The organism is Saccharopolyspora erythraea (genome assembly GCF_018141105.1).
Taxonomy (GTDB): domain Bacteria; phylum Actinomycetota; class Actinomycetes; order Mycobacteriales; family Pseudonocardiaceae; genus Saccharopolyspora_D; species Saccharopolyspora_D erythraea_A.
Map to the genome: position 1 here is coordinate 344,976 of NZ_CP054839.1, position 15,088 is coordinate 360,063.

A 15,088-nucleotide genomic window follows, 5' to 3' on the forward strand; every position below is an offset into this window, starting at 1 on the left:
CAACCCTACGGCGAACCGGCCGTCGGCGAATGTGCGGGCTCGCCGGGAAAACACATCGCCGCGACCGGGATAATCAGCGCATGGCCGAGCTCAAGAGCAAACTGCGGGCGGACCTGACCGCCGCCATGAAGGAACGCGACAACACCGTCACCGGTGTCCTGCGGATGGCGCTGGCCGCCGTCAACGTCGAGGAGGTCTCCGGCAAGCAGGCGCGGGAGCTCACCGACGAGGAGGTGCTGCGCGTCCTGGGCAAGGAGGCCAAGAAGCGCGACGAGTCGGCCGAGGCCTTCGCCGCGGCGGGCCGGGACGACCAGGCCGCCGCCGAGCGCGCCGAGGGCGAGATCCTGCGCCGCTACCTGCCCAAGCAGCTCGACGACGCCGAGCTCGCGCAGCTCGTGCAGGACACCGTGGCCGAGCTGACCGCCGAGCTCGGCGAGAAGCCGGGCATGAAGCAGATGGGCCAGGTGATGAAGGCGGTCAACGCCAAGGTCGCGGGCCGCGCCGAGGGCGGGCGCGTCGCCCCGCTGGTGAAGTCCGCTCTCGCGGGCTGACCCACCGCACGACGCCGGGTGCCCCCAGGGGCCGCCCGGCGTTCTCGGCCAGGCGCGATGCCCCGCCTACGAGGTCGCGGCGCCGCCGCGGCGCCAGTAGGCCAGGGCGTACACCCGGCGGCGGTCCAGGCCGAGGGCGCGCTGGCAGTGCTCGCGCAGCGCCTGGACCGCGTCGGCCTCCGCGCCGACCCACACGTACGGCACCGGGCCGAGGTCGGCGGACCGGACCGCCTCCACGAGCAGGTCGCTCTCGCCCGCCGGGACGCCGTCGCGGTGCAGCCAGGTCCACTCCACGTCGGCCGCCGACGCGATGTCCTGGCGCTCCGCGGCGTCGGCAACCTCGGCGAACACCCGGACCCTCGCCTCCGCGGGCAGCTCCTCCAGGATCGCGGCCATGGCGGGCAGCGCCGTCTCGTCCCCGGCGAGCACCAGCCGGTCGGCCTCCGGGTTCGGCTCGTAGGACGGGCTGGGCCCGACCGCCACGATCTGCTCGCCCGGCCGCACCCGCGAGGCCCACGTGCTGCCGGGGCCCTCGTGGTCGTGCACGACGAAGTCGATCGCCAGCTCCAGCCGTTGCGCGCTGAACCAGCGCACGGTGTAGGTGCGCTGCTTGGGCTGCTGCTCCCTGGGCAGCGCGAAGACCTCGGCGCGGTCGCGGCCCAGCGGTGTCGGCTGCCCCGGCTGGGGCAGGCAGAGCTTGATGCGCTGGTCGCTGCCGCTGCTGACGAAGTCGGCGAGCTCATCGCCGCCGAGGGTGACGCGCACCATCCGGGGAGTGATCCGCTCGGTCGCCCGGACGTCCAGCAGCCGGTACCGGGACCGCGCCCGCCGCGTGCTCGTGTGCATGCTCGTCACGTCCGCCGAGTGTAAGTGCCCCGCTCAGCGGCCCGGTACGCAGAAGCGGCCGGGCCGTGGACCAGTGCGGTCCACGGCCCGGCCGCTCGCGATCAAGCGGTATGCCCGGCTACCCCGGTGCTCCGGGCTCGCCGGGGCGTCCTCCCGGCAGACCGGGCAGGCCCGGTAGCCACTGCTCGCCGGGCCGCCCCGGTTGCCCCGGCTGCTCGGGGAAGCCCGGCTCCCCCGAACGACCGGGCTCTCCCCGTCCGGGAGGCGGCAGCGGGGGCGGTGTCTCCACCGACGGCGGCGGCACGTACCCGGTGCTGATCGAGATCGTCACCAGCTCCCCCGGCAGCGCGAACCCGCGCGGGGTCTGGCTGGTCACGGTGCCCTGCTTGCGCTGGCTGTTGACCGACTTCTCCTGCACCCGGTAACCGGCCTTCCGCAGGATCTCGGTCGCCCGCTCCGCGGTGTGGCCGACGACGTTGGGCACCTGCGCCTCGCTGCCGCCGGTCTCGTAGCGCTTGGCCGTCGGCGGCAGCGGGACGACGGGCAGACCCTCGTGCACGCCGTTCATCGCGTCGTACCAGGTGCGCGCGGGCACCTTGCCGCCGTAGATGTTGCCGCCGTTGGCCCCGCACAGGGTGGGCGGCGTGCTGTCGCAGATGCCCTGCGGCGAGGTGCCGTCGCTGAAGGTGAGCACCGCCCCCGCGAACTGCGGTGTCGCCCCCAGGAAGCTGGCCGACTGGTGGGCCTCGGTGGTACCGGTCTTGCCGAGCATCGGCCGCGTCCACCCCGCACCGCTGGCCGCCGCCGCGGCGGTGCCGCCCGGCTTGTCGTCCAGGCTCATGCCGACCGCCAGCGCGTTGGCCAGGGCCTCGTCGACGGCCTGCTCGCAGGAGTCCTCGGTGATGGAGACGGGGTTGCCGTGGCGGTCCAGGATCTGCTCGATCGGCGTCGGCGGGCACCAGGTGCCGCCGCTGATGATGGTGGCCGCCACGTTGCTCAGCTCCAGCGGGCTGGTCGGGGCGAAGCCGAGGGTGAACGCGCCGATGTTGGCCTGCTTCATCCACTCGCCCTGGGTCTGCACCGTGCCGCCCTCGGGCACCGGGTCGCCCGCCTTGTCGGCGGCCAGCAGCGTCTGGCGCATGCCGAGCCGGGCCGCCATGTCGACGGTCTCGGCCAGCCCGACCCGCTCCTGCAACGCGACGAACGCGGTGTTCGGCGAGGTCGCCAGCGCCTTCTGCAGGGTGCGCGGACCGGGTGTCACGCCTTCGGCGTTGCCGACGGTGTAGGGCGCGGTGCCGTTCTTGTAGACCCGCGAGGTGTAGTTCGGTGGCGAGGGGATGACGGTCTGGATTCCCATGCCGCGTTCCAGTGCCGCGGCGGCGGTGAAGACCTTGTACACCGACCCGGCGCCGAACTTGGCGATGCCGCTGGGCAGCGCGTAGGCGGTCTCGCCCTTGGTGCCGTCGAGGCCGAAGTCGCGGTTGGCGACCAGCGCCCGCACCCGGTGCTTCTCCTTGCCCGGCTCCACCACGCTCATGACGTTGGCGATGCCCTTGGTCTTCTTCGGCACGTGCCGCTCGGCGGCGGCCTTGGCCGCCGCGGTCGCCTTGTGGTCGAGCGTGGTGCGGATGGTGTAGCCGCCGCGCTTGAGCTGGTCCTCGGTGAAACCGGAGCGGCCGAGGTAGTCGATCACGTACTGGCAGAAGAACCCGTCGGACGGCCCGGCTCCGATGCAGCCGTTGGGGATGCCCTTCAGCGGCCGGGCCAGCCCGAGTGGCGAGGTGCGGGCCTCCTCGGCGGCCTCCGGGGTGATGCGGTGCTGCGCCAGCATCGCGTCGATCACCAGGTTGCGGCGGCCCAGCGCCTCGGCGGGGTTGTTCTCCGGGTTCAGCGCACTCGGGCTGTTGACCATGCCCGCCAGCAGCGCGGCCTGGGCGATGGTCAGCTGGTCCGGCGTGGTGTTGAAGTAGGTGCGGGCCGCCGCGGCCACGCCGTAGGCCTGGTTCCCGAAGGGCACCACGTTGAGGTAGCGGGCCAGCAGCTGCTCCTTGCCGAGCCGGCGTTCGAGCTGCAGGGCGATGCGGATCTCGCGCAGCTTGCGCGCCGGGGTCTGCTCGATGGCCTTGGCCTGCTTGACCGGGTCTCCCGCGGCGACCACGTGGACCTGGTAGTTCTTCACGTACTGCTGGGTCAGCGTCGAACCGCCCTGGGCGATCTCGCCGGACATCTGGTTGGTCAGCGCGGCTCGCACGGTGCCCGCCCAGTCCACGCCGCGGTGGTCGTAGAACCGGCGGTCCTCGATCGCGATGATCGCGGCCTTCATCGTGTCGGCGATCTCGTCGGGTGCCGCGGGGGTGCGGTTCTGGTCGAAGAGGTAGGCGATGGGGGCTCCCGCCCGGTCTGTGACCGTGGTCACCAGGGGCGGATCCTGGCTCATGAGCTCCGCGGAGATGTTGTTGACAGCGTCGCTCGCGCGGTTCGAGACCACTCCGAGTGATCCCGCCACCGGAAACATCAGGCCGGCCACAAGCACGCCGGCCAGCACACACAGGCCGAAAAGCTTCAGCACGCCATCCCGGACTCGCACCCGCTCAGCGTAAGGCGAGGCCGGGTCGTGACTCAGCGTCACGCGGGATATCCGCCCGATGTGATGAGTTTCAAAGATAACGGAGCGACAACCATTGATTGGTTGTGGAACCGCCGGGCTCTACAGTTCGTCCACGTCCAGCGACAGCACTGTTGTGGCACGCGCTCCGCGCGGGCCCCGACATCCGGTGCCGGGGGGCTCCGGACGAAATACGGTCGCCGACGATCCAGTGAGGAGCTGGGGGAACTCTATGTTCGAGCAGGGGGACTGGCGGATTCAGGCAGCTTGCCGCGACGAGAATCCGGACCAGTTGTTCGTACGGGGCGCCGAGCAGCGCAAGGCACGCATGGTCTGCTTCGGGTGCCCGGTCCGCACGGAGTGCCTCGGTGAGGCGCTCGACAACAAGATCGAATTCGGGGTCTGGGGTGGAATGACCGAGCGGGAGCGGCGCGCGCTGCTGCGCAGGCGTCCCGACGTCCGCAACTGGCGGGAATTGCTCGAAGCCGCCCGCCAGAACTACGCCGATTTCGAGGAGTACCAGGTGAGCTGACCGCTCACCGAGGCGGACCGGTATTTCCCGTTATTCACGGTTTTCCCGGTCAAGCCTCCATTGGGGTGACCGTGCGGATGGACCAGTCCATCCGCGCGGTTCTCCATTTCTCCACCCGTTATCCGCCGGCCAGCAACTTGCCGATTTCACGCAGCCCTTCCAGGTCGTGCACGTCCGACGGCAGCGCGGGCACGCCGACCAGCGGGACCTCCGGGTGGGCCCGGGTGAACCTGGCGAGCATCCGCTTCTCCCGCTCGGCGACCGCGACCCGGTCGGCGTGGATCCGCAGCACGGCCGCGGCCAGCGGCGAGGCCCCGGCGGTCTCCAGCTCCTCGGCCGCGGAGACCGCCCGCGGCCCGGGCAGGTCGGCGACCACGGGGTGGGTGCGGTTGGCGACCAGCCCGGCCAGCGGCATGCCGTCCCCGGCGAGCCGCTCGACGAAGTACGCCGCCTCCCGCAGCGCGTCCGGTTCCGGAGCGGCGATCACCAGGAACGCCGTGCCCGGCGAGCGCAGCAGCCGGTAGGTGCGGTCGGCGCGCTCGCGGAAACCGCCGAAGGTCGACTCGAACGCCTGCACGAACGCGGCCGCGTCGTTGAGCAGCTGGCCGCCGATGATCGTGGAGACGGCCTTGGAGAACATCCCGAAGCTCGCCGCCGCGATCCGGCGCAGGCCCTTGCCGCCCGCGCGGGCCGGGCTCGACAGCATCTTGATCAGCCGCCCGTCCAGCACCGTCGACAGCCGCTGCGGCGCGTCCAGGAAGTCCAGGGCGGAGCGGCTCGGCGGGGTGTCCACGACGATCAGGTCCCAGCTGCCCGACGCGGCGAGCTGGCCCAGCTTCTCCATCGCCATGTACTCCTGCGTTCCGGAGAACGAGGTGGAGATCGTCTGGTAGAAGGGGTTGCTCAGGATCTGCTCGGTGCGTTCCGGACCGGCGTGGGCGCGCACCATGTCGTCGAAGGTGCGGCGCATGTCCAGCATCATCGCGTTCAGGTCGCCCGCGGGCTCGAACCCCTCCAGCACCACCTGCTTTGGCTGGTTGCCGAGCTCCCGCAGGCCCAGCGCCTGGGCGAGCCTTCGTGCCGGGTCGATGGTGAGCACCACGGTCTTGCGGCCGCGTTCGGCCGCGCGCACCGCCAGCGCCGCCGCGGTTGTGGTCTTGCCGACCCCGCCGGAGCCGCAGCACACCACCACCCTGGTCGCGGGATCGTCCAGCAGGGCGTCGACGTCGACGGGGTCCGGCCGGTGCGGTTGGTTCATCGCGTGCTCCCGACGCCGTGATCGTTGAGCAGTTCGGCCAGCTCGTAGAGCTCGGCGACGTCGATGCCCGCGATGAGGTCGGGCAGCGACACCGACGGCAGGTCGAGCTCGGCCACCTGCTCCCGCGCTGCCTGCTCTTCCCGCGCGCGGATCGCGTGCTCCACGGCCTGGTGCGCGAGCGCGTCGACCAGCTCCTCGTCGGCCCGGAGCCCGGCGGCGTCCAGGCCGCTGCGCAGCCGGGCGGTGTCGACGCGCCCGCCGGCCGCCGCGGTCGCCGACCGCGCGGGCAGCCGCCCGGGGCGGACCCGGTTGAACAGCACCGCGCCGGGACGCAGGTCGGCGGCGTCGAGCTCGGCCACGGCCTCCAGCGTCTCCCGCACCGGCAGGTCCTCCAGCAGCGTGACCAGGTGGACGACGGTGTCGCTGGAGTGCAGCAGCCGGACGACGCCGTCGCTGTGGCCGCGGATCGGGCCGACCTTGGCCAGGTCCGCCATCGCCCTGGTGACGTCGAGGAACTTCACCACCCGGCCGGTCGGCGGGGCGTCGACGACGACGTGGTCGTAGACGTAGCGGCCGCGCTCGTCGGTGCGGCCGACGCACTCCTTGATCTTGCCGGTGAACAGCACGTCGCGCAGGCCCGGCGCGAGAGTGGTGGCGAACTCGATCGCCCCCATCTTGCGCAGCGTCCGTCCCGCGAAGCCGAGGTTGTAGAACATCGACAGGTACTCAAGCAGGGCCGGCTCGGCGTCGATGGCCAGCGCCCGCAGCTCGCCGCCGCCGGGCGCGGCGGCGATCGACTCCTCGGAGTAGGGCAGCGGCGCGGTGTCGAAGAGCTGGGCGATGCCCTGCCTGCCCTCGACCTCGACCAGCAGCACCTTGCGACCTCCGGTGGCCAGCGCCAGCGCCAGCGCCGCGGCGACCGTCGTCTTGCCGGTGCCACCCTTGCCGCTGACCACGTGCAGCCGGGCGTGATTCAGTTCCCCGTCCCAGTCGGTCACACGATCAGCGTAGGTCCGCGGCGGCCGGCATGTCTGCCGAACGTGGGTGGCGCCGCTCAGCCGGTGATCATCACGCCCACTGTGATCAGCACGCCCGCGGCGACCAGGCCCCAGCACACCTCGGGCGGCAGCACCGTCGCGGCCAGCGCCGCGACGACCGCGACCGCCAGGCCGCCGCGCAGGGCAACCCTGCCGACCTCGCCGGGGGCGCGGTCGCGCCGGGCCCGGACGGTGCTCATGATCCCGAGGACCATGAAGCCGCCGACCGCCGTGATCAGTGCCGTCGCCACGATCCGCCACGTCTCCACGGGTGTCGAAGCTAGCGCGTCGGGCACCGGCGGGTGGGCGCCGCGGCACGATCGGCCGGGCCGGTGGCGGGGTGCCGCCGGGCATCTACGCTGATCGGCATGACTAAGTGGGAATACTCCACCGTGCCGCTGTTGAGCCACGCGACCAAGCAGATCCTCGACCAGTGGGGCGAGGACGGGTGGGAGCTCGTCGCCGTCCTGCCCGGGCCGACCGGCGAGCAGATGGTGGCCTACATGAAGCGGCCGAAGGGCGACTGAGATGGGACGCTGGACTGATCGACTGGCAGAGGCCGGCATCCAGCTCCCCGGGGTCGCGGCGCCGGTCGCGGCGTACGTTCCCGCGGTGCGCACCGGCTCGTACGTCTACACCTCCGGGCAGGTGCCGATCGTCGAGGGCAAGCTCGCGGCGGCGGGCAAGGTCGGCGCGGAGATCAGCGCCGACGAGGCCAAGCAGCACGCCCGCACCTGCGCGCTCAACGCGCTGGCGGCGGTCGACGCGCTGGTCGGGATCGACTCGGTCGTCCGGATAGTGAAGGTCGTCGGATTCGTCGCTTCGGCGGAGGGCTTCACCGGGCAGCCGGGCGTGATCAACGGTGCGTCGGAGCTGTTCGGCGAGATCTTCGGCGAGGCGGGCCAGCACGCGCGCTCGGCGGTCGGCGTGGCCGAGCTTCCGATCGGAGCGCCGGTCGAAGTGGAGTTGATCGTCGAGGTCGAGTGAAACGACATCGCCACGGGCGCGGTGCCACCGCCGGATTCGTCCTGGGTGGCGCCGCGTTCTGCGTTCCGCGAGCGATCTTGCAGTTGATCTTCGCCGGTCGCGGGCCCGCCGAGTTTCCCGACAGGCCCCGCGGCCGCGGATCAGGACAAGTACGCTGCGGTCATCTTCATTTCGGATGGACCTTAATGAGTGTCCATCGAATGGGGGTGTCGGTTCCTGTGAGTATCCGTACGGTCTGAGCGGGGAGCCTTGCCTATCCGGGGCGGTGAGGCATAGTTCACCCGAACGGGTCAACGGGGACTGTGACGGCGGTGGCGGGCGACCGCGCCGGAGAAGTACAGAGCCTGGGAGGGGCCGACGTGGCGGTGCGAGAAACCGACCTTCTGTGCCACGAATTGCTGCTTCGACTCGCCGGTCGGCTGCCCGACCGGCACCTCTGGCGCTACCGCGACTGGCTCGCCGGGGGAGCCGCCGACGTCCTGGCGCGGATGCTGCCGGGCACGCTGGTGCGCGAACGGATTCCGCTCGGCGACGGCGACTTCCGCCTGCTGCGCGACGCGCTGTTCCCCCTCGGCGCCGACCCCGCCCTCGTCAACGCCATCCTCCCGGCCAAGCAGACCAGGCCCGCCCACACCTTCGCCGCGACCTCGCCCACCGACGACAGCGGCGACCCGGCGATCCTCGTCCTCGGCGCCACGCTGCGCGGCAGGCAGGGCGTCCGCGAGGTGCGCAGCTCCTGGCGGCGCGGTGACGGCCTGCCCCCGAAGCGGGTGCTGCTGGTGACCGCGTCGGCCGACGTCGTCGGCCTCGCCGGCGAGATCCAGCGGATCCTGCGGGCGCTCGGCGAGCCGGAGCCCTGCGTCGAGGTCCTGCCGCCGGAGGCCGAGCCCACCGCCTACCACCGGGCCGCACTCGCCGAGTCGGCCCTGGTCTGCGAAGGGGCGGACGAACTCGCAGGTCACCGTGGCTGACTCGGCGTGCCCGCCCACCGGGGCGGCCGAGCGGTCGCAAAGGTCCAAAGCAAGGCTTCATCTAGGAGGCAGACGTGGACGTGGCTGAGGGCGCCGGTCCGGTTGACCGGTTGCACAACCTCCTGCTCGCCATGACCGGACGTGTGGACGACGACGCGGTCAACTCGGCCCGCGAGCTGCTCGGCACCGGACAGCTCGACGCGGCGGCCGAGTTCCTGGCCGGCTGCCTGGTGGCCGGGCGCATCCCGGTGACCACCACCGAGCAGTACCAGCTGCGCCGGGTGCTCGACGAGGCCCGCTCGCAGCAGCGGCTCGCCGACCGGCTGCACGTGCTCGACAACGTCCCGGACGAGGAGCACCGGTTCAGCGACCAGGACCAGTCCGACGACGAGGTCGTCGCCGCGCTCGCCCCGGTGACCTCCCGGCTCGCGGGCGTCCGCGCGCTCTGGTGCTCCTGGCGCGTCACCCCGGCCGGCGTCACCTACGGCGCGGTGCCGAGGCGGGTGCTGCTGGCCGAGGTCGGGTCGGACGGCTCGGTCGCGGCTGCGGGCTACCAGCTGCTGGAGGCGCTGCGCAGGGCCGGCGTCGGCTGTTCGGTCGAGGTGTTCAGCAGCGGTGCCGACCTGCCGGAGTACCACCGCAACGCGCTGGCCGCCGCGCACCGGGTGCACCTGGACATGCCGCCTGCCGCGGTCGCGCAGCAGAACGGCATGAGCCGCGCCCGCGCCCCGCGCGTCAGCTCCGGTGGTGAGCCCGCCGGAGGGCATGACTTACCGGCCGAGCCGGCACCCGCGCCCAGGGCGGAGCGCCCCGTGGAACGACCGGTCGAGCGCCCGGCCCCTGAGCCGCAGCCCGAGCCGGAACCCGTGACCCCCCAGGCGGTCTCCGAGCCCGCTCCGGCGCAGACCGCGGCACCTGCCGAGTCCGTGCCACAGCAGCACCAGAACGCTCCCGAGAACCAGGCCAAGGCCGACAGCCAGGGCAACATGCGGGTTCCCGCCGCGGTCGACGCCAAGCTCACCGACCGGGAGCGCAACCTGCTGCGCAAGCTGCACGAGGAACTGGCCCAGCGCGAGCAGGACCGGTCCGGCCCGGCCAAGGGTGGCCAGGGCCAGCGGCAGCCGGAGACCTGGAACTCGACCATGCCGGGCGGCACCGGCGGCTTCCCGCCGATCGGCGCCCACCCCTCTCCGGTGAGCAACCAGAGCTACAACCAGCAGCGTCCCTGAACGGCCCGACGGCTGCCCCTCGCACCGCGCGCGGGGCAGCCGTCGCGCTACACGGCCGCCTGCACGTCGGCCAGCACGCGCTGGAGGTGCAGGCCGCGCCGCACGTCGCAGACGTGCTCGGTCCGCCCGTCGCGGACCAGCTCCAGGAACTCGTCCAGCAGCACCGCGTAGCACTCCTGGGCGGCGGTCCGCCGACCGGAGAGCTGCGTGTGCCCGTTCTCGCCGTAGACGCTGATGTCCACCAGCGCGGGCTGGACCGGGACGCGCAGCGACAGCGTGAGCGTGCTGGTGGCACCGCCCTCGTGGCCGAAGACCACGTGCCACAGGTCGTTGGCGGCGTCGCGGCTGGCGTAGTGCACCTGCTCGATGCGCCCGAGCGCGGCGTCGAGCAGGTCGATCGCGTGCGGTCCCGCGTCGACCAGCGCGCCTTCCTCCTGCCGCCACCGCGATGTGGCGTAGTCGCCAGAGAGCAGCGCCCCGGCCAACCAGCGCCCCGCGCCGCCCCGGACGCCGTCGAGCCCCGCCAGCCACGACCGCACCTCCGGCGCGAACCGGCGCGTCAGCATCATCACCGCGGCGACCCCGCTCTCCTCCGCCGCGTCGGCCACCGCCTGCGCGCCCGCCAGGTCGGTCGCCAGCGGCTTCTCCAGGATCAGGTGCTTGCCCGCGCGGGCCGCCACCGGGGCCAGCTCGGCCTGCACGTCGGGCGGCACGGCGAACGCGACCGCGTCGACCGACGCGAGCAGCTCGTCGTACCCGGTCGCGACGATGGCGTCGTGCGGACCGGCCAGTTCCTCGGCCGCCTCCCGGCGTCTCGCCCAAACCGCCGCCAACCGCGTGCCCGGGTGCGCTTCCAGCCCTGGCGCGTGCACCCGGCCGGCCCAGGGGCCTGCTCCGACTACTCCGACCCGCAGCGTTTCGCTCATGCCGACATCGTGCCTTCGCCGCAACGGGGCCCCTGCGGACGGGGGTACCGGCGACGATGCCGGTGATCTCGGGGCTCGGATCGCGGCGTTTCGGTGTCGTCCCGGCTTAGGGTGAGCGGCATGGTGCAACTTCCCGACGAGCTGGCGCTGCCCGAGGGTTTCGTGCCGGAGGCCCCGCCCGACCCGCCCGTCACGCCGAAGGACGCCGCGACCGTCCTGCTGTTGCGCGACGGGTCCGCCGGACCGGAGGTCTTCCTCCAGCGCCGGGTGAAGGGCATGCCGTTCGCGGGAGGCATGACGGTGTTCCCGGGCGGCGGTGTCGACCCCCGCGACGCCGACACCTCGGTGGCGTGGAACGGCCCCTCCCCGCAGTGGTGGGCCAAGCAGCTCGGGTGCACCGAGGAACTGGCCCGCGCGTTGGTGTGCGCGGCCGTGCGCGAGACGTTCGAGGAGTCCGGCGTGCTCCTCGCGGGCGCCGACCCGGGAACGGTCGTCAGCGACACCGCCGCCTACGCCGACGTGCGCGCGGCGCTGGTGTCGCGGGAGCTCTCGCTGGCCGGGTTCCTCGCGGGCGCGGGCCTGGTGCTGCGCTCGGACCTGCTGCGGCCGTGGTCGAACTGGGTCACGCCGGAGGCCGAGCCGCGCCGCTACGACACCAGGTTCTTCGTCGCGGCGCTGCCGGACGGCCAGCGCGCCGACGCCGCGACCCCGGAGGCGTCCGAGGCGTACTGGCGGACCCCGCGGGCCGCCCTCGACGACTGGCGGCAGGGCCGGTGCGGACTGCTGCCGCCGACGTGGGTCACGTTGACCGAGATCGCCGAGTGCGGCAGCGTGGCCGAGGCGCTGTCGACCGAGCGCGTCCTGACGAAGGTGGTGCCGAAGCTGGCCCGCCGCGACGGCAGGTGGCACGTGCTGATGCCGGGCGATCCCGGCCACGACGGGGAAGGGCAGTGATGGAGCATCCCGCATACGGTTCCGTCCGGCCGGTGACCGCGTACGCGTCCGTGCTGCTGGCGCGCAACCCGGACGTGATGACCCTCGACGGCACCAACACCTGGCTGGTCGGGTCGCCGGACGCGGCGGACCGCATCGTCATCGACCCCGGCCCCGCCGACCGCGACCACCTCGAGCTGGCCGCCGAGCGCCCGGTGTCTGTGGTCCTGCTGACCCACCACCACCCCGACCACACCGCGGGCGCCCGGGACTTCGCGGAGCTGACCGGCGCGCCGGTCAGGGCTCTGGACCCGGCGCTGTGCGCCGGTGCCGAGCCGCTCACCGACGGGGAGACGGTCGAAGCCTCCGGCGTGCGGCTGCGCGTCCTGGCCACGCCGGGGCACACGGCCGACTCGGTGTGCCTCACCGTCGACGACCCCGCCGAGCCGGCGGTGTTCACCGGCGACACCGTGCTGGGCAAGGGCACGACGGTCGTCGCGCACCCCGACGGGCACCTCGGCTCGTACCTGGAGTCGCTGCGCCTGCTCGGCGACCTGCCGGAGGGCACCAGGGTGCTGCCCGGCCACGGCCCCGAGCTGCCCGACATCAGGGCGATCAGCCGGGCCTACCTGGCGCACCGCAGCCAGCGGCTCGGCCAGATCCGCACCGTCCTGCGCGAGCACGGACCCGGCATCACGGCCCGGCGGGTCGTGGAGATCGTCTACGCCGACGTCGACCCGGCGGTGTGGCCCGCGGCGGAGTGGAGCGTCCAGGCCCAGCTCACGTACCTGCGTGAGCTTGAAGCCCCCGATGGGGCTTCGAGTGGCCCGCAAGGGCCATCGGCGTGAAACGCCGATTCACCTGATGCGTTCAGCCCAAGCCGTCACCACGACCTCGTCCCCGACCGAGAGCTTGCCCGTCTCCAGGACCGCGAACTTCGCACCGAACGCGATACCGCCTTCGGTGCGCCGGTACTCGGCGAGCGTGCGCAGCGGCTCCGGCCCGGTGCGAAGGCCCGTCTCCTGGTCGACCGTGGTCACCGCGCAGCGGATTGCGAGCTTGGTGAAGCCGAGTTCGGCCCCGCCGAGGACGACCCGCCGGAGGCGATCCTCGGTGTGCGGCTCTTCCCAGCCCGAGACCACTACGTTCGGCCGGAAGCGGTTCATGGGGTGCGGCGGGGCGCCGCGCTCGGCAAGCCGCTGGTTGAGCTCGTCGAGCGACGCCAGCGAGAGGACGTGCACCGCCGAGCTGTCGGCGTACCCGGACGTGCCGGGCACGTCGCCGTCGGTGACCCGGTCGTGCTCGGGTGGCACGCGCACCAGCCTGCGGGGCGCCGCGAACACCTCGGAAAGCCACTCGGCGACCACGTCGCCCTGGTCAATGCCCTTGTAGGTGGCACCGAACAGGTCCACGTCGCGCCGGGGACCGGACGAGTCGACCTCGATGGACACCGCTTCCACACCCGGCCCGCGCAGGGTGAGCCGCTTCCCGTCGGCGCTGATGTCCGGCCGGATCAACGCCAGCCGCGGATCGCGTCGTTGGGTCCGGAACACGCCTCGCTCGTCGACCACCATGAAACTGCGGTCGTGCGCCAGGCCCGCCGGCGTCATGAACGTGTCGAGCAGCGACGTCCCGGCACAGCCCTTGATCGGGTAGCAGATCAGCTCTGCGATTCTGGCCACGGTTCCGAGCCTAGGGGCCGCATCGCAGGCCAAGCGAAGGATTAACCCCCGATCGCCGCTCGGACGTGTTCCAGATGTGGCTCGCGCAGTGGGTCGCCGGGCGGAACCTCAGCCGCCTTCTCGCTGCGGGATCTCCGACTGACGTATGTCCGCGCGGCGTCGAAGCTGTCCTCGCGAGAAGACGGCTGAGAACCCGCGGGTGGTCGGGCTGAGCCCCACACCGCAAGCGGCTCCGCCGCTTGTGAAACAGAAGCTAGCTCCGCTTGGGCATCAGCACGTAGCGCAGATCCGCTTCGGGAGCGTCCACGTCGCTGATCACCGTCGACCTGCGTAGCCCGGACCGCAGCCCCAGCCGGACCGTCCGGCCCGCGAACGCCTGCAACGCGTCGGCGAGGTAGCGGGGTTGGAAGGCGGGGCTGAAGCGGTCGCCGGTGACCGTCGCCTTCACCGCCTCCTGCGCGTCCCCGAACTGCGGGTCCGCGGCCCGCACCCGGACCTCGGCGTCCCCGACGTCGAGCAGCACGGCTCCGTGCGCGCCCGCGTACGGCGACACCCGGCGCACGGCACCTGCCACCTCGTCGGCCCGGACCTCGACCGCGCAGTCGACCTCCGGGAGCAGGTGGCGCGACTCGTCCGGGAACGGCGCGTCGAGCAGCGTCGTCGACACCTCGGCGTCCGCCCAGCTCAACCCGACCCGGTCGGCGTCGGCGCGCAGCACCACCTCGTCGCCCGACGCCTGCTTGGCGACCTCGGTGAGCAGACCGGACGGCACCAGCACGTCCAGGTCGCCGGTGCCGGGACGCCACGGCAGCGTCGCCACCGCCATCCGGAACCGGTCCGTCCCGACCAGGACCAGGCGGTCACCGCGCTGCTTGACGTGCACGCCGGTGAACACCGGAAGCGCGTCGTCGCGGGAGGTCGCGGCAGCGACGACCGCGACCGCGGGCAGCAGCGCGGCGTCCAGCGCCCCGGCGCGCGGCGGAGCCGCGCGGACGCCGGGGTGCGCGGCGAGGTCGAGCAGCGGCAGCGCGAAGCGCGCGTTCGGCGTGCGAAGCGCCAGCTTCGCGCCCTCGACGACGAGGCGGACCTCGACGGAGTCGAGGTTGCGCAGCGTCTCGGCGAGCGGCCGGGCCGGGACCAGTACCCGGCCCTCGGTGTGGGTCCGGGCCCGGCGGCTCAGCCGGATGCCGCGCTCGCGGTCGGTGCCGGCCAGCTCCAGGCCCTCGGGGGTGGCGGTGAGGACCATCCCGGCGAGCACCGGGTCGAGCAGCCTGCCGGGCAGCAGCCGCACCAGGTCGGCCGCAGCCGCGGCCAGCGCCCGCGTGGGCGCGGTGACGTCGAGATCCATGGCGCGCAAGCTAGCGGCCCGCACCGACACCCATCCGCCCGCGAAACGGCCGCCCGGCGGCAGAGGTGGACAGGGCGCTTGCGGCCCATCGAGGGTTACCGAGATGAGCGCACACGAGATTCCCGGCTACGTGCGGACCGCGAGCCGGATCGTGATCGACGCCGTCAAGGCAGACCTGGACGG

The 15,088-nt window shown here is 72.9% G+C and carries 16 protein-coding genes; 8 read left to right on the top strand and 8 right to left on the bottom strand.

What is annotated here, in order from left to right:
* Positions 1-80: 80 nt before the first annotated feature.
* Positions 81-551, top strand: coding sequence for a GatB/YqeY domain-containing protein (locus HUO13_RS01640; RefSeq protein WP_211899747.1), 471 nt, complete (start codon positions 81-83; stop codon positions 549-551).
* A 66-nt stretch (positions 552-617) separates the two neighbouring features.
* Here the strand turns inward: HUO13_RS01640 and HUO13_RS01645 are convergent, their stop codons facing one another.
* Positions 618-1,397 (bottom strand): siderophore-interacting protein, encoded by a 780-nt coding sequence (locus HUO13_RS01645; RefSeq protein WP_211902590.1) that lies wholly within the window; start codon positions 1,395-1,397, stop codon positions 618-620.
* Positions 1,398-1,515: 118 nt separating this feature from the next.
* Positions 1,516-3,912, bottom strand: coding sequence for a transglycosylase domain-containing protein (locus HUO13_RS01650; RefSeq protein ID WP_249125022.1), 2,397 nt, complete (start codon positions 3,910-3,912; stop codon positions 1,516-1,518).
* A gap of 322 nt (positions 3,913-4,234) precedes the next feature.
* Here HUO13_RS01650 and HUO13_RS01655 point away from each other — a divergent pair, with 322 nt between their 5' ends.
* The gene (locus HUO13_RS01655; protein ID WP_211899748.1) at positions 4,235-4,534 is read left to right on the top strand and encodes a WhiB family transcriptional regulator; all 300 of its coding nucleotides are present in this window, start codon (positions 4,235-4,237) and stop codon (positions 4,532-4,534) included.
* A 118-nt stretch (positions 4,535-4,652) separates the two neighbouring features.
* Here HUO13_RS01655 and HUO13_RS01660 read toward each other — a convergent pair whose 3' ends face one another.
* Genes HUO13_RS01660 through HUO13_RS01670 form a run of 3 tightly spaced genes read right to left on the bottom strand, consistent with a single transcriptional unit; the run spans position 4,653 to position 7,098 of the window.
* Entirely contained in the window at positions 4,653-5,792 is a 1,140-nt protein-coding gene (locus HUO13_RS01660; protein ID WP_211899749.1) for an ArsA family ATPase, read from the bottom strand.
* Positions 5,789-6,790: an ArsA-related P-loop ATPase gene (locus HUO13_RS01665; protein WP_211899750.1), complete on the bottom strand. Its 1,002-nt coding sequence runs from the start codon at positions 6,788-6,790 to the stop codon at positions 5,789-5,791. The genes HUO13_RS01660 and HUO13_RS01665 overlap by 4 nt, the downstream gene beginning before the upstream one ends.
* Before the next feature lie 56 nt (positions 6,791-6,846).
* Positions 6,847-7,098 (bottom strand): hypothetical protein, encoded by a 252-nt coding sequence (locus HUO13_RS01670; protein WP_211899751.1) that lies wholly within the window; start codon positions 7,096-7,098, stop codon positions 6,847-6,849.
* A 93-nt stretch (positions 7,099-7,191) separates the two neighbouring features.
* On the opposite strand from HUO13_RS01670, the gene HUO13_RS01675 reads away from it, so the two are divergent.
* The 4 genes from HUO13_RS01675 to HUO13_RS01690 all read left to right on the top strand — a co-directional run bounded on the left by HUO13_RS01675 (position 7,192) and on the right by HUO13_RS01690 (position 10,016).
* Positions 7,192-7,356, top strand: coding sequence for a DUF4177 domain-containing protein (locus tag HUO13_RS01675; protein WP_085982015.1), 165 nt, complete (start codon positions 7,192-7,194; stop codon positions 7,354-7,356).
* A 1-nt stretch (position 7,357) separates the two neighbouring features.
* The gene (locus HUO13_RS01680) at positions 7,358-7,816 is read left to right on the top strand and encodes a RidA family protein (RefSeq protein ID WP_211899752.1); all 459 of its coding nucleotides are present in this window, start codon (positions 7,358-7,360) and stop codon (positions 7,814-7,816) included.
* A 395-nt stretch (positions 7,817-8,211) separates the two neighbouring features.
* Complete coding sequence (locus tag HUO13_RS01685; RefSeq protein ID WP_249124387.1) at positions 8,212-8,787, top strand: hypothetical protein; 576 nt, start codon at positions 8,212-8,214, stop codon at positions 8,785-8,787.
* A 74-nt stretch (positions 8,788-8,861) separates the two neighbouring features.
* The gene (locus HUO13_RS01690; RefSeq protein WP_211899754.1) at positions 8,862-10,016 is read left to right on the top strand and encodes a hypothetical protein; all 1,155 of its coding nucleotides are present in this window, start codon (positions 8,862-8,864) and stop codon (positions 10,014-10,016) included.
* Between the two features lie 47 nt (positions 10,017-10,063).
* Here HUO13_RS01690 and HUO13_RS01695 read toward each other — a convergent pair whose 3' ends face one another.
* A complete protein-coding gene (locus HUO13_RS01695) occupies positions 10,064-10,942 on the bottom strand; it encodes a Gfo/Idh/MocA family protein (protein ID WP_211899755.1) in 879 nt (292 codons plus the stop codon).
* 120 nt (positions 10,943-11,062) lie between these two features.
* Between HUO13_RS01695 and HUO13_RS01700 the strand changes: the two genes are divergently transcribed.
* Both HUO13_RS01700 and HUO13_RS01705 read left to right on the top strand, forming a co-directional pair.
* Positions 11,063-11,896, top strand: a complete 834-nt coding sequence (locus HUO13_RS01700; RefSeq protein ID WP_249124388.1) for an NUDIX hydrolase — start codon at positions 11,063-11,065, stop codon at positions 11,894-11,896.
* Positions 11,896-12,723 (top strand): MBL fold metallo-hydrolase, encoded by an 828-nt coding sequence (locus HUO13_RS01705; RefSeq protein WP_211899757.1) that lies wholly within the window; start codon positions 11,896-11,898, stop codon positions 12,721-12,723. Before HUO13_RS01700 ends, HUO13_RS01705 begins: the two co-directional genes overlap by 1 nt.
* A gap of 9 nt (positions 12,724-12,732) precedes the next feature.
* Here the strand turns inward: HUO13_RS01705 and HUO13_RS01710 are convergent, their stop codons facing one another.
* Positions 12,733-13,557 (bottom strand): MOSC domain-containing protein, encoded by an 825-nt coding sequence (locus HUO13_RS01710; protein ID WP_211899758.1) that lies wholly within the window; start codon positions 13,555-13,557, stop codon positions 12,733-12,735.
* Between the two features lie 253 nt (positions 13,558-13,810).
* Complete coding sequence (dnaN, locus tag HUO13_RS01715; RefSeq protein WP_211899759.1) at positions 13,811-14,905, bottom strand: DNA polymerase III subunit beta; 1,095 nt, start codon at positions 14,903-14,905, stop codon at positions 13,811-13,813.
* Between the last annotated feature and the right edge of the window lie 183 nt (positions 14,906-15,088).